Source organism: Streptomyces sp. NPDC041068 (assembly GCF_040647455.1).
Taxonomy (GTDB): domain Bacteria; phylum Actinomycetota; class Actinomycetes; order Streptomycetales; family Streptomycetaceae; genus Streptomyces.
Window position 1 is genome coordinate 77,727 of the sequence record NZ_JBEZCG010000017.1, and the last position, 21,885, is coordinate 99,611.

The 21,885-nt window shown below is 71.3% G+C and carries 15 protein-coding genes; 14 read left to right on the forward strand and 1 reads right to left on the reverse strand.

Going from position 1 to position 21,885, the window contains the following annotated elements; translation table 11 throughout:
- The first annotated feature begins 15 nt into the window (after positions 1-15).
- The 11 genes from rodA to obgE all read left to right on the forward strand — a co-directional run bounded on the left by rodA (position 16) and on the right by obgE (position 15,968).
- Positions 16-1,212 carry a rod shape-determining protein RodA gene (gene rodA / locus AB0B50_RS33610; protein ID WP_362339602.1) on the forward strand — a complete coding sequence of 399 codons (1,197 nt, stop codon included), beginning with the start codon at positions 16-18 and terminating at the stop codon, positions 1,210-1,212.
- A 62-nt stretch (positions 1,213-1,274) separates the two neighbouring features.
- Positions 1,275-2,939, forward strand: a complete 1,665-nt coding sequence (locus AB0B50_RS33615) for a CYTH and CHAD domain-containing protein (protein ID WP_362339603.1) — start codon at positions 1,275-1,277, stop codon at positions 2,937-2,939.
- Positions 2,940-2,991: 52 nt separating this feature from the next.
- Entirely contained in the window at positions 2,992-4,917 is a 1,926-nt protein-coding gene (locus tag AB0B50_RS33620) for a TIGR03960 family B12-binding radical SAM protein (RefSeq protein WP_362339604.1), read from the forward strand.
- A gap of 69 nt (positions 4,918-4,986) precedes the next feature.
- The gene (locus tag AB0B50_RS33625; RefSeq protein WP_362339733.1) at positions 4,987-5,478 is read left to right on the forward strand and encodes a GNAT family N-acetyltransferase; all 492 of its coding nucleotides are present in this window, start codon (positions 4,987-4,989) and stop codon (positions 5,476-5,478) included.
- 6 nt (positions 5,479-5,484) lie between these two features.
- Entirely contained in the window at positions 5,485-6,735 is a 1,251-nt protein-coding gene (locus AB0B50_RS33630; protein WP_362339605.1) for a hypothetical protein, read from the forward strand.
- Positions 6,736-6,783: 48 nt separating this feature from the next.
- Positions 6,784-7,584, forward strand: coding sequence for a TIGR03936 family radical SAM-associated protein (locus AB0B50_RS33635; RefSeq protein ID WP_362339606.1), 801 nt, complete (start codon positions 6,784-6,786; stop codon positions 7,582-7,584).
- Between the two features lie 237 nt (positions 7,585-7,821).
- Complete coding sequence (locus tag AB0B50_RS33640) at positions 7,822-11,955, forward strand: Rne/Rng family ribonuclease (protein ID WP_362339607.1); 4,134 nt, start codon at positions 7,822-7,824, stop codon at positions 11,953-11,955.
- A 266-nt stretch (positions 11,956-12,221) separates the two neighbouring features.
- The gene (locus tag AB0B50_RS33645) at positions 12,222-13,580 is read left to right on the forward strand and encodes a phospholipase D-like domain-containing protein (protein WP_362339608.1); all 1,359 of its coding nucleotides are present in this window, start codon (positions 12,222-12,224) and stop codon (positions 13,578-13,580) included.
- Positions 13,581-13,778: 198 nt separating this feature from the next.
- Entirely contained in the window at positions 13,779-14,099 is a 321-nt protein-coding gene (gene rplU, locus AB0B50_RS33650; protein WP_362339609.1) for a 50S ribosomal protein L21, read from the forward strand.
- 14 nt (positions 14,100-14,113) lie between these two features.
- Entirely contained in the window at positions 14,114-14,368 is a 255-nt protein-coding gene (gene rpmA / locus AB0B50_RS33655) for a 50S ribosomal protein L27 (RefSeq protein ID WP_010986870.1), read from the forward strand.
- A 151-nt stretch (positions 14,369-14,519) separates the two neighbouring features.
- Positions 14,520-15,968, forward strand: a complete 1,449-nt coding sequence (gene obgE, locus AB0B50_RS33660; protein WP_362339610.1) for a GTPase ObgE — start codon at positions 14,520-14,522, stop codon at positions 15,966-15,968.
- A gap of 96 nt (positions 15,969-16,064) precedes the next feature.
- On the opposite strand, the gene AB0B50_RS33665 is transcribed toward obgE, so the two are convergent.
- Positions 16,065-18,158 (reverse strand): hypothetical protein, encoded by a 2,094-nt coding sequence (locus tag AB0B50_RS33665; RefSeq protein ID WP_362339611.1) that lies wholly within the window; start codon positions 18,156-18,158, stop codon positions 16,065-16,067.
- Positions 18,159-18,485: 327 nt separating this feature from the next.
- On the opposite strand from AB0B50_RS33665, the gene proB reads away from it, so the two are divergent.
- The 3 genes from proB to AB0B50_RS33680 all read left to right on the forward strand — a co-directional run bounded on the left by proB (position 18,486) and on the right by AB0B50_RS33680 (position 21,746).
- Positions 18,486-19,592 carry a glutamate 5-kinase gene (gene proB, locus AB0B50_RS33670; RefSeq protein WP_362339612.1) on the forward strand — a complete coding sequence of 369 codons (1,107 nt, stop codon included), beginning with the start codon at positions 18,486-18,488 and terminating at the stop codon, positions 19,590-19,592.
- Positions 19,593-19,819: 227 nt separating this feature from the next.
- Entirely contained in the window at positions 19,820-20,308 is a 489-nt protein-coding gene (locus AB0B50_RS33675) for a hypothetical protein (protein WP_362339613.1), read from the forward strand.
- 145 nt (positions 20,309-20,453) lie between these two features.
- Positions 20,454-21,746: a glutamate-5-semialdehyde dehydrogenase gene (locus tag AB0B50_RS33680; protein WP_362339614.1), complete on the forward strand. Its 1,293-nt coding sequence runs from the start codon at positions 20,454-20,456 to the stop codon at positions 21,744-21,746.
- Positions 21,747-21,885 lie beyond the last annotated feature (139 nt).

Sequence of the window (21,885 nt, forward strand, 5' to 3'; positions counted from 1 at the left end):
GAATGGGCTGCGCCCATGACCATGAACAATGGCTTCTCCGTCTCGGGATACGGCCCCGAGCGCTCCAGCATGTCCCGGCTCCTGGCCCGCGACTCGATGGTGCGCCGGCTCGACTGGCCGATGCTCCTCGCCGCCCTCGCGCTCTCCGCGATCGGCTCCGCGCTCGTCTACTCCGCGACCCGCAACCGCACCGAGCTCGTCGGTGACGACCCGTACGCCTTCCTGATCAAGCACGTCATCAACATCGGCATCGGCCTCGCCCTGATGGCGGGCACGGTCTGGCTCGGCCACCGCACGCTGCGCACCGCGGTGCCGATCCTCTACGGCGTCTCGGTCTTCCTGGTGCTGCTCGTCCTGACCCCGCTCGGCGCGACCATCAACGGCGCCCACGCGTGGATCGTGATCGCGGGCCAGTCGCTCCAGCCGTCCGAGTTCTGCAAGATCACGATCATCCTGGGCATGGCGGTGCTGCTCGCCGCCCGCGTCGACGCGGGCGACAAGGAACACCCCGACCACCGCACGGTCGTGCAGGCACTCGGCCTCGCCGCCGTGCCGATCATGATCGTCATGCTGATGCCCGACCTCGGCTCGGTCATGGTGATGGCGATGATCGTGCTCGGCGTCCTGCTCGCCTCGGGCGCCTCCAACCGCTGGGTCTTCGGCCTGGTCGGCGCGGGCGTCGCCGGTGGCGTCGCCATATGGCAGCTCGGCGTCCTGGACGACTACCAGATCGCCCGCTTCGCGGCCTTCGCCAACCCCGCGCTCGACCCGGCGGGCGTCGGCTACAACACCAACCAGGCGCGCATCGCGATCGGTTCGGGCGGCCTGACCGGCACGGGCCTGTTCAAGGGCTCGCAGACCACAGGACAGTTCGTCCCCGAGCAGCAGACCGACTTCGTCTTCACGGTCGCGGGCGAGGAGCTCGGCTTCGTGGGCGCGGGCGCGATCCTGGTCCTGCTCGGCGTCGTCCTGTGGCGCGCCTGCCGGATCGCGCGCGAGACGACCGAGCTGTACGGCACGATCGTCGCCGCCGGGATCATCGCATGGTTCGCCTTCCAGTCCTTCGAGAACATCGGCATGACGCTCGGCATCATGCCGGTGGCAGGTCTCCCGCTGCCCTTCGTGTCGTACGGAGGCACGTCGATGTTCGCGGTCTGGGTGGCCGTCGGCCTGCTCCAGTCGATCAAGGTCCAACGGCCGATGTCGGCCTAGCCGCTCCGCTGGGTGCCGTCGCGGGGCTGCCCAGCGCGCTGATTCGCGTCTAGATTCGGTTCATGGCGGAGACCAAGCGCGAGATCGAGCGGAAGTACGAGGTCGAGGCGGACGCGGCGCTGCCTGATCTGACCGGCGTTCCCGGGGTCGCGGACGTGGTCGACAAAGGCGTCGTCGAACTGGACGCCGTCTACTGGGACACCCTCGACCAGCGTCTCGCCGCCGCCTCGATCACGTTGCGCCGCCGCACCGGCGGTGACGACGCGGGCTGGCACCTGAAGCTGCCGGTGTCGCTCGCCGACGGCGTGCGGGACGAGGTGCGGGCGCCGCTGTCGGCCGGGGTGCCGCGCGCTCTGCTCGGTCTGGTGCGCTCCCGGGTCCGCGAGGCCGAACTCGTCCCGATCGTCCGGCTGTTGTCCGCACGCGACCTGCGCCACCTCGTCGACGCGGACGGCGCCCTGCTCGCCGAGGTCAGCGTCGACGGCGTACGGGCCGAGCGGCTCACCGGAGGGGAGGGCACCGCCGCGTGGTCCGAGGCCGAGGTCGAACTGGCGGACGACGGTGACCCGGCACTCCTCGACAAGGTCGAGAAGAAGCTGAAGAAGGCGGGCGCACGGCGCTCCTCCTCGTCGTCGAAGCTGGCCAGGGCGCTGTCCGAGACCGCGCCGAAGGAGCGCGTACCCAAGGAGAGCGCACCCAAGGAGAGCGCACCCAAGGAACGCACCCAGAAGAAGCGCGCCGCGAAGAAGGCAAGGACCGAGGTCGGCACGGGCGGCGGGGCGAAGGCCGGCAAGAGCGAGGCCGTGGCCGATGCGGTGCGCGAGGCCGTCGGCGAGGGGGCCGCGACCGCGGGGGACCACGTCCTCGGCTACCTCCGCGCCCAGCGCGACGCGATCGTCTCGCTCGACCCCGCCGTCCGCCGCGACCTGCCCGACGCCGTGCACCAGATGCGGGTCGCCACCCGGCGCATGCGCAGCGCCTTCAAGACGTACCGGAAGATCCTCGACCGCACGGTCACCGACCCGGTGGGCGAGGAACTCAAGTGGCTGGCGGGCGAGTTGGGCGTCGACCGGGACCGCGAGGTCCTCACCGAGCGGCTCACGTCCCGCATCTCCGCCGTGCCGAGGACCCTCCTCCTCGGCCCCGTGCGCGGCCGGCTGCGCATCTGGACCGTCGCCCGCCGCGCGGGCTCCCGGCGCAGGACCGTGGCCGTGCTCGACGGCAAGCGGTACCTCGCGCTCCTGGACACGCTCGACGCCCTCCTCGCGGCGCCCCCGCTGCGCTCCGGAGCCGCCACGCCGCCCGCCGAGGCCCTGCCCAAGTCGATCCTCAAGGACTACGCCCGCCTCGCCACCCGCGTCGAGCACGCCCTCGTGCTGCCGCCGGGACAGGAGCGCGACGCGGCCATGCACGACGCCCGCAAGGCCGCCAAGCGCGCCCGGTACGCGGGTGAGGCGGCCACCCCCGCGCTCGGCAAGCCCGCCAAGCGGTTCGCGAAGCGGATGAAGGCCGTGCAGACCGTGCTCGGCGACCACCAGGACAGCGTGGTCGCCCGCGAGGCCCTGCGCGCCCTGGCGATCCAGGCGCACCTGGCGGGGGAGTCCGCCTTCACCTGGGGACTTCTGTACGGCCAGGAGGAGGCGGCCGCCGCCGACCGGGAGCGGGAACTGCCGGGGGTGTGGGCCGAGGCGTCCCGGGGGAAATTGCGGGCGGCGCTGGGCGGCTGACGGCCGGGGTACGCTTGATGGTCACCCCTGCCAGCTCATGAGAGACACCGCGATGCCTGTCGAGTCCGTCTTCCCACGCCTGGAAGCGCTGCTCCCGCATGTGCAGAAGCCCATCCAGTACGTCGGAGGGGAGCTCAACTCCACCGTCAAGGACTGGGACGAGTGCGACGTCCGCTGGGCGCTCATGTACCCGGACGCGTACGAGGTGGGGCTGCCCAACCAGGGCGTCATGATCCTCTACGAGGTACTCAACGAGCGCCAGGGCGTCCTCGCCGAGCGCACCTACAGCGTGTGGCCGGACCTGGAAGCCCTGATGCGCGAGCACCAGGTCCCGCAGTTCACGGTGGACAGCCACCGCCCGGTGAAGGCCTTCGACGTCTTCGGGCTCAGCTTCTCCACCGAGCTCGGCTACACCAACATGCTGGCGGCCCTGGACCTCGCGGGCATCCCGCTGGAGTCCAAGGACCGCACCGTCGAGGACCCGATCGTGCTCGCCGGAGGCCACGCCGCCTTCAACCCCGAGCCGATCGCCGAGTTCATCGACGCCGCCATCATCGGCGACGGCGAGCAGGCCGTCCTCGACATGACGGAGATCATCCGCGCCTGGAAGGCGGAAGGCCGCCCCGGCGGCCGCGAGGAGGTCCTCTTCCGCCTGGCCAGGACCGGTTCGGTCTACGTACCCGCGTTCTACGACGTCGAGTACCTCCCGGACGGCCGCATCGGCCGCGTCGTGCCGAACAAGTCCGGGGTGCCCTGGCGCGTGTCCAAGCACACCGTCATGGACCTCGACGAGTGGCCCTACCCCAAGCAGCCCCTCGTCCCGCTCGCCGAGACCGTCCACGAGCGCATGTCCGTGGAGATCTTCCGCGGCTGCACCCGCGGCTGCCGTTTCTGCCAGGCCGGCATGATCACGCGCCCCGTGCGGGAGCGAAGCATCACCGGCATCGGCGACATGGTGGAGAAGGGTCTCAAGGCGACCGGCTTCGAGGAGGTCGGCCTGCTCTCGCTGTCCTCCGCGGACCACACGGAGATCGCGGAGGTAGCCAAGGGCCTCGCCGACCGGTACGAGGAGGACAAGATCGGTCTGTCCCTCCCCTCGACCCGCGTCGACGCCTTCAACATCGACCTCGCCAACGAGCTGACCAGGAACGGCCGCCGGTCGGGCCTGACCTTCGCTCCCGAGGGCGGCTCCGAGCGCATCCGCAAGGTCATCAACAAGATGGTGTCCGAGGAAGACCTCATCCGCACCGTCTCGACCGCGTACGGCAACGGCTGGCGTCAGGTGAAGCTGTACTTCATGTGCGGCCTGCCCACCGAGACCGACGACGACGTCCTGCAGATCGCCGACATGGCGACGAAGGTCATCCAGAAGGGCCGCGAGGTCTCCGGATCGAACGACATCCGCTGCACGGTGTCGATCGGCGGCTTCGTGCCCAAGCCCCACACGCCGTTCCAGTGGGCCCCGCAGCTGAGCTCCGAGGAGACGGACGCCCGTCTGGAGAAGCTCCGCGACAAGATCCGCGGCGACAAGAAGTACGGCCGCTCGATCGGCTTCCGCTACCACGACGGCAAGCCCGGCATCGTCGAGGGCCTGCTCTCGCGCGGCGACCGCCGCATCGGCTCCGTCATCCGCGCCGTCTACGAGGACGGCGGCCGCTTCGACGGCTGGCGTGAGTACTTCTCGTACGAGCGCTGGATGCGCTGTGCCGACAAGACGCTGCCCGAGATGGGCGTAGACGTCGACTGGTACACGACGCGCGAGCGCACGTACGAAGAGGTCCTGCCCTGGGACCACCTGGACTCCGGTCTCGACAAGGACTGGCTCTGGGAGGACTGGCAGGACGCCCTCGACGAGACCGAGGTCGAGGACTGCCGCTGGACCCCGTGCTTCGACTGCGGCGTGTGCCCGCAGATGGACACGCACATCCAGATCGGCCCGACCGGCAAGAAGCTGCTGCCGCTCACGGTCGTGAAGTAACCGAGACACCTGGCAGTGCCTCGACTCGCCCCGCCCTCGGGCCTGGTGCACCACTCCTTCATCGCCGCGATGGAGGAGTTCCGGGCCGAGGGGCGCGGCGGCCCGGACGACGACACGACGCTCGGCCACACCCTGCGCGACTACGCGGGAAGGTGGCGGGACCCCGGTGTCTTCGCGGCCTACGTCGCCGAGGTCCGCGCCGCCGCGCACCCCGCCGAACCGCTCGGCGTCCCCGTCACCACGCTCTGGTACGCCGACGGCGCGAACTACGTGGGCCGCATCTCCGTCCGGCACACCGTCGCCACCCGCTTCCTTCGCGAGTACGGCGGCCACATCGGCTACGACGTACGCCCCACCGCCCGCCGCCGCGGCCACGCCACCGAGATGCTCCGGGCCTGTCTGCCGTACGCCGCCGAACTCGGCCTGGAATCCGTCCTGGTGACCTGCGACACCGACAACACCGGATCCCGCAAGGTCATCGAGGCCGCGGGCGGCGCCTTCGAGGACGAGCGGGGCGGAAAGCTCCGCTACTGGATCCGAACCGACACCGCACGCGTCTAGGACGACATGGACCTCGAAAAGCGGCCCGACCAGCAGGTCGAGCGGCCGCCGCGCCCCGCGCGGCCGCAGGTGGAGCACCCCTCGCACCTCGCGCAGCCGCAAGTGGAGCAGCCACTGCCCGCCGCACCCCCGCAGGCCGAGGGGTGTCTCGCCGTCGCTGTCCGCCTTCCGGTGCGGATCGTCGTCCTCGTCCTCGTCGTGCCGGTGCGCCTGGTGTGGGACGCGCTCGCCGTGTGCGGCCGCTTCGTGTACCTCAGGGCGCTGCGGCCGGTCGGGCGCGGCATCGGCACGGTCCTGACGTGGCTGTTCAAGGCCGCGTTCGTGTGGCCGTGGGTGGGCCTTTGGCGGTACGTGCTCGTGCCGGTCGGCAAGGGACTCGCCTGGCTGGGCCGGGTCCTGGTCGTGGACCCCGCGGCATGGCTCTACGCGCGCGTGCTGACCCCGATCGGACACGGCATCGCCTGGCTGGGCCGGGTTCTGTTCGTCGTACCCGCGGTGTGGCTGTACGCGCGCGTGCTGACGCCCCTCGGACACGGCATCGGCATCGCCCTGACGTGGCTGTTCAAGGCGCTCTTCGTGTGGCCCTGGGTGGGGCTCTGGCGGTACGTGGTCGTGCCGGTCGGCATCGCGCTCGCCTGGCTGGGCCACGTCCTGCTCGTGGTGCCCGCGGTATGGCTGTACGCGCGCGTGCTGACCCCGATCGGACACGGCATCGCCTGGCTGGCGCGGGGCCTGTGGACGGTCGTCACGACGCTGTGTCGCTGGATCTTCGTCGTCCCCGCCGTCGCCGTGTGGCGGTGGGTGCTCACGCCGATCGGGCGGGCGATCGCCGTCGTCGCGCGGGAGATCGCCGACGCGATCGGCCATGCCTGGCGCATCGCCGGGCACATCTCCCTGGTCGTGGGCCGCTTCCTCGGCAAGCTCCTGAGGTGGATCTTCGTCGAGCCGGTGCGGTGGGTGTACCGGTCGGTGTTCACGCCCGTCGGGCATGTGGTCCGTGACACAGTGCTGCGGCCCACCGCCCAGGCGCTCAAGAGCGTCGGCCGCGCGACCCGGCAGGCCCTCGCCTCCGCACGGGAGAGCGTGCGCCAGGCACGGGCCGACGTGCGCCGCATGCTGTTCGGCGCACCGAAGGAGCGGGTCCCGGTACCGGCCGCGGCCGGCGAGCCGACCCCCGTACCGATGGCCCGGCGGGAACCGGACACGCCGGGGACACGTACTCTAGGTAGCAGTACGACCGCACTCACGAAGGACTGAACGACACTGGGCAAGCGACAGCCCGAAGGCCCGCCGCCCGCACCCGCGGTGCAGCGCATCCGACTGCGCTACACCAAGCGCGGCCGCCTCCGGTTCACCAGCCACCGTGACTTCCAGCGCGCCTTCGAGCGTGCGCTGCGCCGCGCCGAGGTGCCCATGGCGTACTCGGCGGGGTTCACACCGCACCCCAAGGTGTCGTACGCCAATGCCGCACCCACCGGCACAGGCAGTGAGGCCGAGTACCTGGAGATCGCGCTCACCGCGCCGCGCGACCCGGAGAAGCTCCGTGAGCTCCTCGACGAGTCGATGCCCGCGGGGCTCGACATCGTCGACGCCGTCGAGTCCCGTACCTCCGGGCTCGCCGACCGGCTGACCGCCTCCATCTGGGAGCTGCGCCTGGACGGCGTGGAGCCTGCTGAGGCACAGCGCGCCGCCGAGGCGTTCACGGCCGCCGAGCAGGTCGAGGTCCAGCGCCGCACCAAGAACGGCATGCGCACCTTCGACGCGCGCGAGGCCGTCGTGAGCCTCGCGGCCGTCCCCGACGGCGAGGCGACCGCTCACGACACTGATAGGCCGACCGACAAGCCCTGTGCGATACTGCGGCTGGTTGTTCGGCACGTGACACCTGCCGTACGACCTGACGACGTCCTGTCCGGTCTCCGAGCTGTGGCCGACCTGGCGCCGCCGGTCCCCGCAGCGGTGACCAGGCTGGCGCAGGGGCTTTTCGATGAAGAGACCGGCACGGTGACCGACCCGCTCGCGCCCGACCGCGAGGCAGTCACGGCCGCACCACCCACGGCCGCCGTATCTGCCGCCGCGAAGGCGCCGGCGCCGGAAGGCCCCCGCTAAAGGACGTACGTCAACGCGCCGCCCTCGTACTCGGGAGCCACCTGGGTCGGGCAGCGCACTGACCGAGACTTTCGCCAGGCCGTCCGCACATGGGCGTACGGAACCGGCGAGACAAGACATAGAGAGCTCCCGTGCGGCGCCCACGCCCCCGGATGGCGGCCCCGCGCAACAGGCGAGGGCCGCGGACATCACCGGATCAGGCGCGGCGCCCGGGAGCGTGACGGGAGAACCGCCCGCATGCTTGAGCCGAACGAACCCACTGAGGGCTCGCAGAACAACACCCCCAGCGACACCCTGCCGCCGCGCCGCAGGCGCCGCGCCGCGTCGCGTCCGGCGGGTCCGCCGGCCGGCACCGCCGAGACCGCGGCCCCGGCCATACCGGCCGCCCCCGCCGCCGATGACATCACCGCCGACGAGAACGACGAGGCCGTAGAGGCCGAGGAGAACGAGGAGACCGAAGAGGTGGCCGCGGCCGCCGAGGCTCCCGCTCCGGCCGCCGAGGCCGCTCCCGCCCCGCGTACGCGCCGTCGCGCGACCCGCCGTGCCTCCGCGCCGGCCGGTGCGCCGCAGACCGCCGAGGCGACGGAGCCCGCCGTCGAGGCGCCCGTGCCCGCCGCGGAGCAGGCCGAGAAGGCCGAGGAGAAGGCCGCCGAGGCCGCTCCCGCCCCGCGCACGCGCCGTCGCGCGACCCGCCGCGCCTCCGCACCCGCCGGTGCGCCGCAGGCCGCCGCCGAGGAAGCCCCCGCCGAGGTCGCGGCGGACACCAAGAGCGAGAACAAGGCCGAGGCCAAGGCCGACGCCAAGGCCGAGCCCGAGACTCAGCCCGAGCCGGTCGCCGAGGAGGCCGCGCCGCGTCGTACGCGCCGCCGCGCCACCCGCAGCGCGTCCGCGCCCGCCGCTTCGGCCGCCTCCGCCGAGGCGCAGACCGGGACGAAGGCCGCCGAGGCGAAGACCGCCGAGCCGAAGGCCACGGACAGGGCTTCCGAGAAGGCCGCCCAGAAGCCGGCGAAGAAGGCCGCAGCCGTCGAGGAGGCCAACGCCCCCGCCGCTGCCGCGCCCGCCGCCGACGCCGAGTCCACGGACGAGGACGCCCCCCGCGGCCGCACGCGCCGCCGTGCCACCCGCAAGACCGCGGCCACCGGCTTCTCCGCGCCCTCCGCGCAGAAGGCCCGCAAGGCCGCCCAGGGCGCCGACGAGTCCGCCGATGACGGCGGCCGCAGGCCCGCCCGCCCGGCCGTCGCCGTCTTCCAGGCGCCGGTGTTCGCCGAGCCGATGTTCCAGACCCCGGAGCGCGCCGCCGCCGCGGCCGCCGCCGAGGCCGCGGAGGAGGAGGCGGCCGAGCCCGCCCCCGTGGTGGTGGAGGAGGAGACGGCACCGCGCCGTCGCCGCCGCCGTCGCGCCGCGGACGAGCAGCCCGCCGTCGCCGAGGAGCGCGAGCCCGCCAAGGCCGAGGCCGCCCCGGCCGATGACGCCGCCGCCCCCGCAGAGCCGGTCGAGGACGCCGCCGAGCAGGCCGAGTCCGACGACGACACGGAGGAGTCCGGCGAGCGCCAGGGCCGCCGTCGCCGTCGTGGTGGCCGTCGCCGTCGCCGCGGTGACTCCGCCGACCAGGACGCCGAGCAGAACGACGCCGCGGCCGAGGCCGATGACACCGCCGCCGAGCAGTCGGCCGACGAGGACGCGTCGGACGACGCCGAGCAGGACGCCGAGGAGAGCGAGGAGGCGGCTCAGGAGTCGTCCTCCGGCTCCAGCAGCAGCCGTCGGCGCCGTCGCCGCCGCCGTCGTGCCGGTGACTCCGCCGAGGGCGAGCCGGGCGACGGCGACCCGGAGCGCACGGTCGTCAAGGTCCGTGAGCCGAGGGAACGGCGTGGGAAGGACGCGGAGCGCGAGGCCGGTACCGGCGCCGACGAGGTCCAGTCCATCAAGGGCTCGACCCGTCTGGAGGCCAAGAAGCAGCGCCGCCGCGAGGGCCGCGAGCAGGGCCGCCGCCGTGTGCCGATCATCACCGAGGCCGAGTTCCTGGCGCGCCGCGAGGCCGTCGAGCGCGTGATGGTCGTCCGCCAGAACGGCGAGCGCACCCAGATCGGCGTCCTCGAGGACAACGTGCTCGTCGAGCACTACGTCAACAAGGAGCAGGCCACCTCGTACGTCGGCAACGTCTACCTGGGCAAGGTCCAGAACGTGCTGCCGTCCATGGAGGCCGCCTTCATCGACATCGGCAAGGGCCGCAACGCGGTGCTGTACGCCGGTGAGGTCAACTTCGAGGCGCTCGGCATGGCCAACGGGCCGCGCCGTATCGAGTCCGCCCTGAAGTCGGGCCAGTCGGTCCTCGTGCAGGTCACCAAGGACCCGATCGGCCACAAGGGCGCCCGCCTGACCAGCCAGGTCTCGCTGCCGGGCCGCTACCTGGTCTACGTGCCCGAGGGCTCGATGACCGGCATCAGCCGCAAGCTGCCCGACACCGAGCGCGCGCGCCTGAAGACCATCCTCAAGAAGATCGTTCCCGAGGACGCCGGCGTCATCGTGCGCACCGCGGCCGAGGGCGCGAGCGAGGACGAGCTGCGCCGTGACGTCGAGCGTCTGCAGGCGCAGTGGGAGGACATTCAGAAGAAGGCGAAGGCGACCTCGACGAGCTCGCCCAGCCTGCTGTACGGCGAGCCGGACATGACCGTCCGCGTCGTGCGCGACATCTTCAACGAGGACTTCTCCAAGGTCATCGTCAGCGGCGACGACGCGTGGCAGACCATCCACGGATACGTCTCGCACGTCGCGCCCGACCTGGCGGACCGCCTCTCCAAGTGGACCTCCGAGGTCGACGTCTTCGCGACGTACCGCATCGACGAGCAGCTCGCCAAGGCCCTGGACCGCAAGGTCTGGCTGCCGAGCGGTGGTTCGCTGGTGATCGACAAGACCGAGGCGATGATCGTCGTCGACGTCAACACCGGGAAGTTCACCGGTCAGGGCGGCAACCTCGAAGAGACCGTCACGAGGAACAACCTGGAGGCGGCCGAGGAGATCGTCCGCCAGCTGCGCCTGCGCGACCTCGGCGGCATCGTCGTCATCGACTTCATCGACATGGTCCTGGAGTCGAACCGCGACCTCGTCCTGCGGCGCCTGCTCGAATGCCTCGGACGTGACCGTACGAAGCACCAGGTCGCCGAGGTCACCTCGCTCGGCCTGGTCCAGATGACGCGTAAGCGCGTCGGCCAGGGTCTCCTGGAGTCCTTCTCCGAGACCTGCGTGCACTGCAACGGCCGTGGCGTGATCGTGCACATGGAGCAGCCGACCTCCTCCGGTGGCGGCGGCAAGCGCAAGAAGCGCGGCCGCGGCGGCTCGGACCACCAGGACCACGGTCACGAGCACACGCACGAGGTGGAGTCGGCGGACGGCGCCGCGGAGACCGAGACCGAGGCAGAGGTGGCCGCCGAGGTCGCCGCTCCGGTGGCCCTGCCCGAGCCCGAGTTCGTCCCGGACGAGGAGCTCTACAGCAGCGCGGCCGAGGCCGAGGCAGCCGCCTCCCGTGGCCGTTCGCGCCGCCGCGCGACCCGACGGGCCTCGGCTCCGGCCGGTGCCCCGCGGGCGGAGTCCGCTCCGGTCGAGGCCCCGAAGGACGAGGCTGTGCAGGCCGAAGCCCCCAGGGCGGTGTCGAAGAAGTCCGGCAAGAAGGCCAAGGCCGCGGAGAAGGCCGCCGAGAAGAAGGCCGCCAAGGCCGAGGCCGAGGCCAAGGAGCCGGTCGTCGTCGAGGCCGAGGCCCCGCGCGCGGAGGCCCCGGCCGCCGAGGACCCGGTGGTCGGCACGCCCGAGGCCGCCGAGGCGGCTGCCGCGGCTCCCGAGGCTCCGGTGGAGGACGCCGCGCCGAAGGGACGTACGCGTCGTCGTGCGGTCCGCAAGGCGACGTCGCCCGCCGGTTCGCCGAAGGCCGCGGAGAGCGTCGGAACCGAGGCGCCGAAGGCCGAGCCGGTGGCGGAGCCCGTCGCCGAGCCGGTGGCCGAGCCCGTGGCCGAGGCGCCCGTCGCCGACGCCGCGCCGGCCCGTCCGCGCCGCCGTGCGGTGCGCAAGGCCACGGCGCCGACCACGTCCGAGGAGACGGCCGTCGTGGTCGTCCCGTCGGCGGACAAGCCTGCGGACAAGCCCGCGGACAAGGCGGACGCCGAGGCCCCCGTCGAGGAAGCGGTTCCGGCCAAGAAGACGGCGCGCAAGACCGCGAAGAAGGCGACGGCCAAGAAGACCGCGGCCAAGAAGACCGCGGCCAAGAAGACGGCCGCCAAGAAGACGACGGCCAAGAAGGCGTCGAAGGCGACGGCGAAGAAGGCCGCGGCCGCGGAACAGACGCCGACCGGCGTCTCCGCGAGCGCTGCCGACGAGGGCTGACCCCTCTTCGGCGAAGCCGACCGCTTCGTGAACAGGTGCCCCTCTGCCCGGCGAGACCGCCGGACAGAGGGGCACCTTCATGTCCAGCAGAGGGACACCTGTGTGTCCAGGGGCATGTGTTTCCGCAGCTCGAAAGCGTGAAATGAGCCCCCCTCGCCTTGGAGGGCAGGGAGACACCTGTAAAACTCATGCGATCCGATAAATGAACAGGGGCGTGAGCGCGCGGTTGGGGAGACGGCGCGTCCGCGTCAGGGGAGGGATGTCAGATGGCGCGTGCGCGCCTGCGTGGCACGGGGCGACACCGTGCCACGAAACCGGTCACGGGCGGACGCCAGGCGGTGGCGCTCGCCACGGTGCTCTCGGCGGCGGGGCTCCAGGCGGCGGGATCCGTGGGAACCGCGTCGGCGGAGACGGAGACGGCGGCGACCTGGACGGAGGGCCCGATCTTCAACGACCCGAAGGGCACCGCCGACCAGCAGTACGCGATACGTACGCGGCTGATCGAGCTGACGAACGCCGCCGTGCCCGGCTCGACGATCAAGGTCGCGGTCTACCACGTATGGGAGGCCACGGTCGTCGACGCGCTCGTGGCGGCCAAGAACCGCGGCGTGCACGTGCAGATCCTGCTCGACGAGACCAGCAGGAGCGACCGGCCGACGAACACCTCGTACAACACGCTGAAGACGGCGCTCGGCACGGACAGGAGCAAGCCGTCGTTCGTGTCGCTCTGCCCGGCAGGGAAGTCCTGCCTGGGCGATCCGAGGTACGGCAAGTCGATCATGCACAACAAGTTCTGGCTGTTCTCGCAGGTCGAGGGCGCCAGGGACGTGGTCGTGCAGACCACGTCGAACTCGACGCCGTCGGCGCACACCAAGTTCTTCAACGACGCGCTGCTGCTCCCGGACAACCCCGCGATGTACGACGCGTACGCGGACTACTTCACGGACATGCTCGGCAAGCGCTGGGCGGACTGGGACTACCGCACGGTCAGCAGCGGCCGCTACAAGGCGTACTTCTTCCCGCGCAACGGCACGGTGAACGAGACCGACACCATGTACTCGGTCCTGAACAACGTGAAGTGCACCTACAAGGACGCGGCGGGCGTGACGCAGCACACCAAGGTGCGCGCCGCGATCTTCAAGATCACGCGCAAGCAGATCGCCGACAAGCTCGTCTCGCTGAAGAAGGCGGGCTGCTCGGTCAGCATCCTGTACGCCGAGACGGACAGCGCCAAGAGCCAGAACGGCACCCCGGGCACCTGGGAGCAGCTGCACAAGTCCGGCGGCCCGTCCGTGCGCTGCTACAACGACGACCGGGACCCGCTGCACCCCGGCTCCCGGCTGACGACGCCCTACATCGTCCACTCGAAGTACCTGCTCATCGACGGCATGTACGACGGCAAGCGGAACAAGCTCTCCTTCACCGGCTCGCAGAACTACACGGCGCCCGCCCTGCGCGAGAACGACGAGGCGATCGTGAAGGTCGACGACGACTCGGTGCACAACACCTACCGCGCCCACTTCGACCGCACGCGGGCCGTGGCCTGGCCCGGCAGCGCCGACAAGACCGACCTGTGCAAGGGCGTCAAGCCGCTGCCGCCGGACGGTGAGAAGCCGACCGCGTGACCGACCACGTGAGCGGGGGTACGGGGCCGGTTTGACCCTCCGGGAACGGCCCCGTAACCTTGACCGTCGGCGTGTTCCTATGCACGTCCGCCCCTCGTAAACCTTTTTCCTCCCGTGGCCTGTGCCATGAGAGAGGCCGCTCGCTTCTTGCGGCGGCTGGACTGCGGGGGACCCGTTCCGAGCGAGAGAGAGATCCGCGTGTACGCCATCGTGCGCAGCGGTGGTCGCCAGCACAAGGTTGCTGTCGACGACATCGTTGAGGTTGACAAGATTTCCACCGCCAAGGTTGGCGACACGGTCGAGCTCTCGACCCTGCTCGTTGTCGACGGCGAGTCCGTGACCAGCGACCCGTGGGTGCTGGCCGGTATCAAGGTCACGGCCGAGGTCGTGGACCACCACAAGGGCGCGAAGATCGACATCCTTCGCTACAAGAACAAGACCGGCTACCGCCGTCGTCAGGGTCACCGTCAGCAGTACACGGCGATCAAGATCACCGGTATCCCCACGGCTGCGAAGTAAGGGACTGAGACAAGATGGCACACAAGAAGGGCGCATCGTCCACTCGGAACGGTCGCGATTCCAATGCTCAGCGGCTCGGCGTGAAGCGCTTCGGCGGTCAGGTCGTCAACGCCGGTGAGATCCTGGTCCGCCAGCGCGGCACCCACTTCCACCCGGGCTCGGGCGTCGGCCGCGGCAAGGACGACACCCTGTTCGCGCTGGACGCCGGTGCGGTGGAGTTCGGTACCCACCGTGGCCGCAAGGTCGTGAACATCGTTCCGGTCGCCTGAGTCGTCCTTCCGACTGACTAGGCGCTCGTCGAGCGAGTTCTGCGAGGGCGGACCTCTCTTCCCGGTTTCGGGAAGCGGGTCCGCCTTTCGCGTGTTCTAGATAGACACACACGCAGTAGAAATTTCCGTACGTTTCTGGAGGCACCCCACCATGACCACCTTCGTGGACCGCGTCGAGCTGCACGTCGCCGCGGGTAGCGGAGGCCACGGCTGTGCCTCCGTCCACCGTGAGAAGTTCAAGCCGCTCGGCGGCCCGGACGGCGGAAACGGCGGCCGTGGCGGCGATGTGATCCTGGTCGTAGACCAGGACGTCACGACGCTCCTCGACTACCACCACAGCCCGCACCGCAAGGCCACCAACGGCCAGCCCGGCGCCGGCGACAACCGCTCGGGCAAGGACGGCCAGGACCTGGTCCTGCCGGTCCCGGACGGCACCGTCGTCCTCGACCGCCAGGGCAACGTCCTCGCGGACCTGGTCGGCCAGGGCACCACCTTCGTGGCGGGCCAGGGCGGCCGCGGCGGCCTCGGCAACGCGGCGCTGGCCTCCGCCCGCCGCAAGGCCCCCGGCTTCGCGCTGCTCGGTGAGCCCGGCGAGGCGCGCGACGTCGTCCTGGAGCTCAAGACCGTCGCCGACGTCGCTCTGGTGGGCTACCCGAGCGCGGGCAAGTCCTCGCTGATCTCCGTGCTGAGCGCGGCGAAGCCGAAGATCGCGGACTACCCGTTCACGACGCTCGTCCCCAACCTCGGTGTGGTGACGGCGGGCTCGACCGTCTACACCGTCGCCGACGTGCCCGGTCTCATCCCCGGCGCCAGCCAGGGCCGCGGCCTCGGCCTCGAGTTCCTGCGGCACGTCGAGCGCTGCAGCGTGCTCGTGCACGTACTCGACACGGCGACCCTGGAGTCCGACCGCGACCCCGTCTCCGACCTCGACGTCATCGAGGAGGAGCTGCGGCAGTACGGCGCGGGCCTGGAGAAGCGGCCGCGCATCGTCGTCCTGAACAAGATCGACGTACCCGACGGGCAGGACCTCGCCGATCTGGTCCGGCCCGACCTGGAGGAGCGCGGTTACCGCGTCTTCGAGGTGTCGGCCGTCGCGCACAAGGGCCTCAAGGAGCTGTCCTTCGCCCTCGCCGAGCTGGTCGGCCAGGCGCGTGCCGCGAAGCCGAAGGAGGAGGCGACCCGCATCGTCATCCGGCCCAAGGCCGTGGACGACAGCGGCTTCACGGTCACCCGCGAGGAGGTCGGCGGCGAGCCGCTGTATCGCGTGCGGGGCGAGAAGCCGGAGCGCTGGGTGCGCCAGACCGACTTCAACAACGACGAGGCCGTCGGCTATCTCGCGGACCGCCTCAGCCGCCTCGGTGTCGAGGAGGAGCTGATGAAGGCCGGTGCCCGTGCGGGCGACGGCGTGGCCATCGGCCCCGAGGAGAACGCGGTCGTCTTCGACTGGGAGCCGACGATGATGGCCGGAGCGGAGATGCTCGGGCGCCGTGGCGAGGACCACCGCCTGGAGGCCCCCCGTCCGGCCGCGCAGCGCCGCAAGGACCGCCAGGCGGAGCGGGACGAGGCGCAGCAGGCGTACGACGACTTCGAGCCGTTCTAGGCCCGCTGCCGCGGACAGCGGCAGTCGGCACAGGCGGCAACGGAAAGGCCCCCCGGAGCTCTGCTCCGGGGGGCCTTCGTCATGGTCATGCATGGGCTACGCGGTGACCGAGTCCTCCGCGCCGTTCGACTCCGACGGGTCCTGCTCCATCTCCTCCGCGGCTTCCTCCGCGACGCGCTGGCCGGGGATCTCCGCGTCGATGCGGGAGGCCATGCGGGCGCGGCGGGCGTCGGCCTTGGCGCACAGGGCGAGGGCCGCGTCGTTGAAGCGGGCCAGGGAGGGCGGGTCCGAGGGGCCGAGGAGGTGTTCCTTGAGCTCGGCGCGGGCCTCCGCGTGGGTGTCCAGCTCCGGGGCGCGCACGGCCTTCATGAGGGCCGCGACGCCGTCCGCCTCGGGGGTGAGGATCGTCGCCGCGGACGCCGTCGGGAAGCTCGCGCGGAACTCCGCCTCGGTCATGCCCGCCGTGTTGGCGACGGCGTACGGCTTCTCGCTGCTCAGCCAGTCGGAGACCACCGAGGAGACGTCGCTGATCAGCAGGTCGGCCTGGTTGAAGCAGGAGAAGATCGCCGGGCGCGCGGACGTGATGATCTGGTGCTCCCACTCGGGGAAGGACGCCCAGAACGCGCTCTCCCACGCGGCCGTCGCCTCGGCGACCGCGGCCTGCTGGTCGCCGTCGGGGGCGCCCTGGAGCAGCATCCGCTCCTGTTCGTCCGAGCTCTTGCGGAACTTCTTGGCGGTCAGCTGGTCAAGGGCCGAGGTGCGGCGCTCCAGCTCGGCCGCGGCCTCGGGGCCGGGGCGCGCGCCGGAGCGCTTGGTGTTGGCCGCGAGGATCATCGCCTTGATGCGCTCGTTGGCGGCGCCCGCCTGCGGGTTCTGCGAGCCGGTCATCGGGTGCGGCTTGTAGAGGAGGCGCACGCCCGGGTCGGCAAGGAGCTCACGGACGATGTTCTCGCCGGCCAGGACCACGGAGGTGTTGCCGGGGTTCCCGTCCCAGCCCTCCCAGGTGGGGGCGTACAGAACGGTGGTGTACGTCCCGGTGGGCGCGCCGGCGTAGGGACGGATGGGGGACAGCTGCGGGCGGCCGACCTCGACGACGTCCTTGTCCTCGACGCCGATGTCCGCGAGCTGGTAGCGGTCGCGGGCCGCGGGGCCCGCCACCCACACCTCGTCGTACGCCTTCGCGTAGGGGTTGCAGGAGGAGAGCTTGTCGCTCTCGCCGTGGTTGATGAAGGCGTGCTTGATGGTGGGGATGCGCAGGACCTGCGAGGTCTTCGCGGCGTTCGCCGGGTGCAGCATCATCTTCAGCGTCGACGTCTCCAGGGAGAACATCGTGGCGACCTTCGGGAAGCAGATGATCGGGACGTCCGTCGCGTCGATCTTCTGCACCATGAACCGCTCGCGCAGCACGATCAGCGGCTTGCCGTCGAGCTTGCCGAGGGTGGAGAGCCACATGTTGGCCTGGTACGCGGACGTGGTGCCGCCCGAGAAGTACATGGCGACGGTCGGCTTGTAGTCCGCGAGCCACTCGTCGAGCCACTGCATGACCTTCTGGTCGTTCTTCGCCCGCTTCTTCGGGAGCAGCCAGGTGGCGAGGTAGAGCGCACCGGCGCCGATCATCGTGATGGAGACGGCGAGCCCGATGCCGCCCCAGTACGCGTCGGTGGTCGCCGCGGTGACCAGCAGGCCGATCGTCGTCGGCACGGAGAAGGTCAGCAGGCGGTGGGCCTGGCGGCGCGACAGGATCCGCGGGGGAGCGGCCGTCAGGTGCAGCTTCGAGGCGTCGATGTTGCGCGTGACGATCGGCAGGGAGCGGGTGCGGCGCACGAGCACGGCGACGGCCTGGCAGCCGAAGTGCAGGGCGTAGAAGGCGAGCAGCGCGATGGTCAGCGGCGACTGCTCGGCCAGCGGCTCGATGCCGTCGATGCGCAGCAGGCCGACCAGGATCAGCATGTCGCGCAGGAGCTGGCGGACCGTGACGTCGAAACGGATCTTGCCAAGGAGCGAGAGGAGGCCCGGCTGCTTGTACTGCAGATAGATGTCGAGCGCGAGGTTCGCGGCCGCCGCGGCGATGAACACCGGGACGTAGGGGATCAACGCGGTCGCGAGCTGCGTCGCGAAGAGCGCGAACATCGTGAACAGAGCGGTCAGCTGCACGATGCGGCGGCGTGGGGCGAGTCCGGCAGAGGGCACGGGCTTGAGCTCCTGGCGGGGATGAAGGGGGAATGGGGGGAAGTCGACCACTGACCGTATGACGCGCGGTGGCTCCCTAGCAATCTTCCGTGACATCAATCACCGGATAAAGGGGCAAAGGGACTGAACCCCGAGGGTCCTTTTCGCCTCTGACTCAATTACACCCGCTCGTGCTCCGGCCCGGTCCGCTCCTCCGTCCGCCCCTCGGTCCGTCCCTCGGAATGGGCAGGCGCCCGGCCCGTCGGCTCACGTAGATTGCAGGTCCGGAGCAGCGGGTTCATCACTCGGGATCAGTTGGGGAAGAGCGTGGCAGCGGCAAGGCAGTCAGTGGCAGAGGCCCAGCGGGTCGTCGTCAAGGTCGGATCCTCATCCCTGACCACCGCATCGGGGGGCCTGGACGCGGACCGGGTTGACGCCCTCGTGGATGTGCTCGCCAAGAGCCGCAGCGGAGGGGAGCGCGAGATCGTCCTCGTCTCCTCCGGTGCCATCGCCGCCGGGCTCGCGCCGCTCGGCCTGGTGCGGCGACCCAAGGACCTGGCCCGCCAGCAGGCCGCGGCGAGCGTCGGCCAGGGGCTGCTCGTGGCCCGCTACACCGCTTCCTTCGCGCGGTACGGCGTACGCGTGGGACAGGTGCTCCTCACCTCCGACGACATGGCCCGCAGGGCCCACCACCGCAACGCCTCGCGCACCCTCGACCAGCTGCTCGCGATGGGCGCGCTGCCCGTGGTGAACGAGAACGACACCGTGGCGACCGACGAGATCCGCTTCGGTGACAACGACCGGCTGGCCGCGCTCGTCGCCCATCTCGTCCACGCCGACCTGCTGGTCCTGCTCTCCGACGTGGACGGCCTCTACGACGGTGATCCGGCCAAGCCCGGCACGTCCCGGATCTCCGAGGTGACGGGCCCCGACGACATAGCGCATGTGCAGATCGGCAGCGCGGGCAAGGCGGGGGTGGGCACCGGCGGCATGGTCACCAAGGTCGAGGCCGCGCGGATCGCCGCAGCCGCCGGGATCCCGGTCGTCCTGACCTCCGCGAGCGAGGCGGGCGACGCCCTCGCGGGCCGCGCGACCGGGACGTACTTCCACCGCACCGGGCGCCGCTCCGCCGACCGCCTCCTCTGGCTCCAGCACGCCTCCGCGCCGCAGGGCGCGCTGACCTTGGACGACGGGGCGGTGCGCGCGGTCGTCGAGGGGCGCAAGTCGCTGCTGCCCGCGGGGATCGCCGCGGTGGAGGGCGAGTTCACCGCGGGGGACCCGGTCGAGCTGCGGGACTCCGCGGGGCGTGCGGTGGCGCGGGGGCTCGTGAATTTCGACGCCAAGGAGATCCCGATGCTCATCGGCCGCTCCACCCGGGATCTGGCGCGCGAACTCGGACCTGCGTACGAGCGGGAGGTCGTGCACCGGGACGACCTCGTCCTGCTGCACGGATAGCCGCACCGGAAGCCGCCGCGAAGCCCCAGGTCGCGTCGGAACAACTGCCCCACACATCACATCCGCCCCGGCCGAAAACCGCCGCGAACGGCACCGGCCGACCGGCCCGTGTGAGGTGAAACTCCCCAAAACCGCCCCGCGAGACCGCTTGGCCTGCTCAACTTTGTTGAAGACAGTTCCGCACGACCGTTGCGTATCCGCACCACCATTGCGTAAAGGAGGCCGTCGTGAGACGAGTGCGCCCAGGGGCGGCGTCCCGCGGTTCGGCTGAGCGGGCGCTGACGAGCGTCGCCGCCGGGGCGGCCTACGAGAACGACCCGCACAGCGCGCAGGAGGGCGATACGCGTGAGAGCCGGGAGGGCGAGACCGTGGAGGCGCCCCGGTTGTGGCACGTCACGCTGAGCGTCTCAGGCGCCGAAGCCCCGTTGAAGGAGGTCAGGCGAGGCCTCGAACAGCTCGCCCATGACCACCCCTTTCTGCTCACCAGCCGGTACGCCCCGGACCACGCCGAGATCCGCTACTGGGAAGAGGCCCGCGATCTGCACGACGCGGCCGCGGTCGCGCTGCGGCTGTGGGGCGAGCACCGGCAGACCGCGCAGCTGCCGCCGTGGGAGATCGTGGGGCTCGAAGTGATCGACCGCGACACTTACCACCAGCGCATCGCGGAGGGGTACGGTCCGCTGCCGGCGACCCCCGTGGGCGTACATCCGTTTTGAGCCGTCGTCTTTCGGGTCGCCGTCTTTCGAGCCGTCGTCTTCTGAGCCGTCGTCTTTCGAGCCGTCGTCCCAGGACCGCCCCCGCGCGGTCTCGGGTACTGGAACACCCGTGGGGCGCCCCGCGCGCGGGGATTACCCTGCGGGCATGACGTCGCTCTCTCCCGTCTCGCCCTACGACAACCTCTCGCCGGTCGCCCAGGCCGCCTACCGCGCCCGCGGTGCCGCCGCCACGCTCGCGCCACTGCCACGCGCTGCCAAGGACGACGCGCTGCTCGCGATCGCCGACGCCCTGGAGGTGCGGACCGCCGAGATCGTCGAGGCCAACGGCAAGGACACCGCGCGCGCCCGCGAGGCCGGGACCAGCGAGGCGATCGTCGACCGGCTCACCCTCACCCCCGAGCGCGTCCGCGCCATCGCCGCCGACGTGCGCGACGTGGCCTCCCTGCCCGACCCGGTCGGCGAGGTCGTCCGCGGCTCGACGCTGCCCAACGGCATCGACCTGCGCCAGGTCCGCGTCCCGCTCGGCGTCGTCGGGATCATCTACGAGGCCCGTCCGAACGTCACCGTGGACGCCGCCGCCCTCTGCCTGAAGTCCGGCAACGCCGTGCTGCTGCGGGGCTCGTCATCGGCGTACGAATCCAACACGGCGCTCGTGCGCGTCCTGCGCGACGCGGTGCACGGCGCGGGCCTGCCCGCCGACGCCATCCAGCTCGTCCCGGGCGAAAGCCGCGACTCCGTACGGGAGTTGATGCGCGCCCGCGGCCTCGTCGACGTACTCATCCCGCGCGGCGGCGCCTCGCTGATCAAGACCGTCGTCGAGGAGTCCACCGTCCCGGTCATCGAGACCGGCACCGGCAACTGCCATGTGTACGTGGACGCGCAGGCCGACCTCGACATGGCCGTCGACATCCTGATCAACTCCAAGGCCCAGCGCCCCAGCGTCTGCAACGCCGCCGAGACGCTGCTCGTGCACAAGGACATCGCCGACGCGTTCCTGCCGCGCGCCCTGGACGCCCTCGCGGAGGCAGGCGTCACCGTCCACGCCGACGAGCGCGTCCTCGCGTACGCCGACGCCTCCAAGGCCACCGTCGTGCCCGCGACGACCGAGGACTGGGAGACCGAGTACCTCTCGTACGACATCGCGGCCGCCGTCGTCGACACCCTGGAGCAGGCCGTCGAGCACATCCGGCTGTGGACCTCGGGGCACACGGAGGCCATCGTCACCACCTCCCAGCAGGCCGCGCGCCGCTTCACGCAGCTCGTGGACTCCACGACGGTCGCCGTGAACGCCTCCACGCGCTTCACCGACGGCGGCCAGTTCGGCTTCGGCGCCGAGATCGGCATCTCCACGCAGAAGCTGCACGCGCGCGGCCCGATGGGGCTGCCCGAGCTGACCTCGACGAAGTACATCGTGACGGGCGACGGGCACGTGCGCTGAGCCACGTGCGCCGAGTCACGTGTGCCGGGTTACGTGCGTCGAGTCACGTGCGCTGAGCCACGTGCGCCGAGTCACGTGCGCCGGGCCGCGTGCGCCGGGCCGCGTGCGTCGAGTCGAATTCCCTTACCGTCTGCCCAAG

What these genes read in the sequence shown, in the direction of transcription:
- rodA (WP_362339602.1), top strand. Translation starts at nt 16, where the DNA reads ATGACCATGAACAATGGCTTCTCCGTCTCGGGATACGGCCCCGAGCGC.
- AB0B50_RS33615 (WP_362339603.1), top strand. Translation starts at nt 1,275, where the DNA reads ATGGCGGAGACCAAGCGCGAGATCGAGCGGAAGTACGAGGTCGAGGCG.
- AB0B50_RS33620 (WP_362339604.1), top strand. Translation starts at nt 2,992, where the DNA reads ATGCCTGTCGAGTCCGTCTTCCCACGCCTGGAAGCGCTGCTCCCGCAT.
- AB0B50_RS33625 (WP_362339733.1), top strand. Translation starts at nt 4,987, where the DNA reads ATGGAGGAGTTCCGGGCCGAGGGGCGCGGCGGCCCGGACGACGACACG.
- AB0B50_RS33630 (WP_362339605.1), top strand. Translation starts at nt 5,485, where the DNA reads ATGGACCTCGAAAAGCGGCCCGACCAGCAGGTCGAGCGGCCGCCGCGC.
- AB0B50_RS33640 (WP_362339607.1), top strand. Translation starts at nt 7,822, where the DNA reads ATGCTTGAGCCGAACGAACCCACTGAGGGCTCGCAGAACAACACCCCC.
- AB0B50_RS33645 (WP_362339608.1), top strand. Translation starts at nt 12,222, where the DNA reads ATGGCGCGTGCGCGCCTGCGTGGCACGGGGCGACACCGTGCCACGAAA.
- rpmA (WP_010986870.1), top strand. Translation starts at nt 14,114, where the DNA reads ATGGCACACAAGAAGGGCGCATCGTCCACTCGGAACGGTCGCGATTCC.
- obgE (WP_362339610.1), top strand. Translation starts at nt 14,520, where the DNA reads ATGACCACCTTCGTGGACCGCGTCGAGCTGCACGTCGCCGCGGGTAGC.
- AB0B50_RS33680 (WP_362339614.1), top strand. Translation starts at nt 20,454, where the DNA reads ATGACGTCGCTCTCTCCCGTCTCGCCCTACGACAACCTCTCGCCGGTC.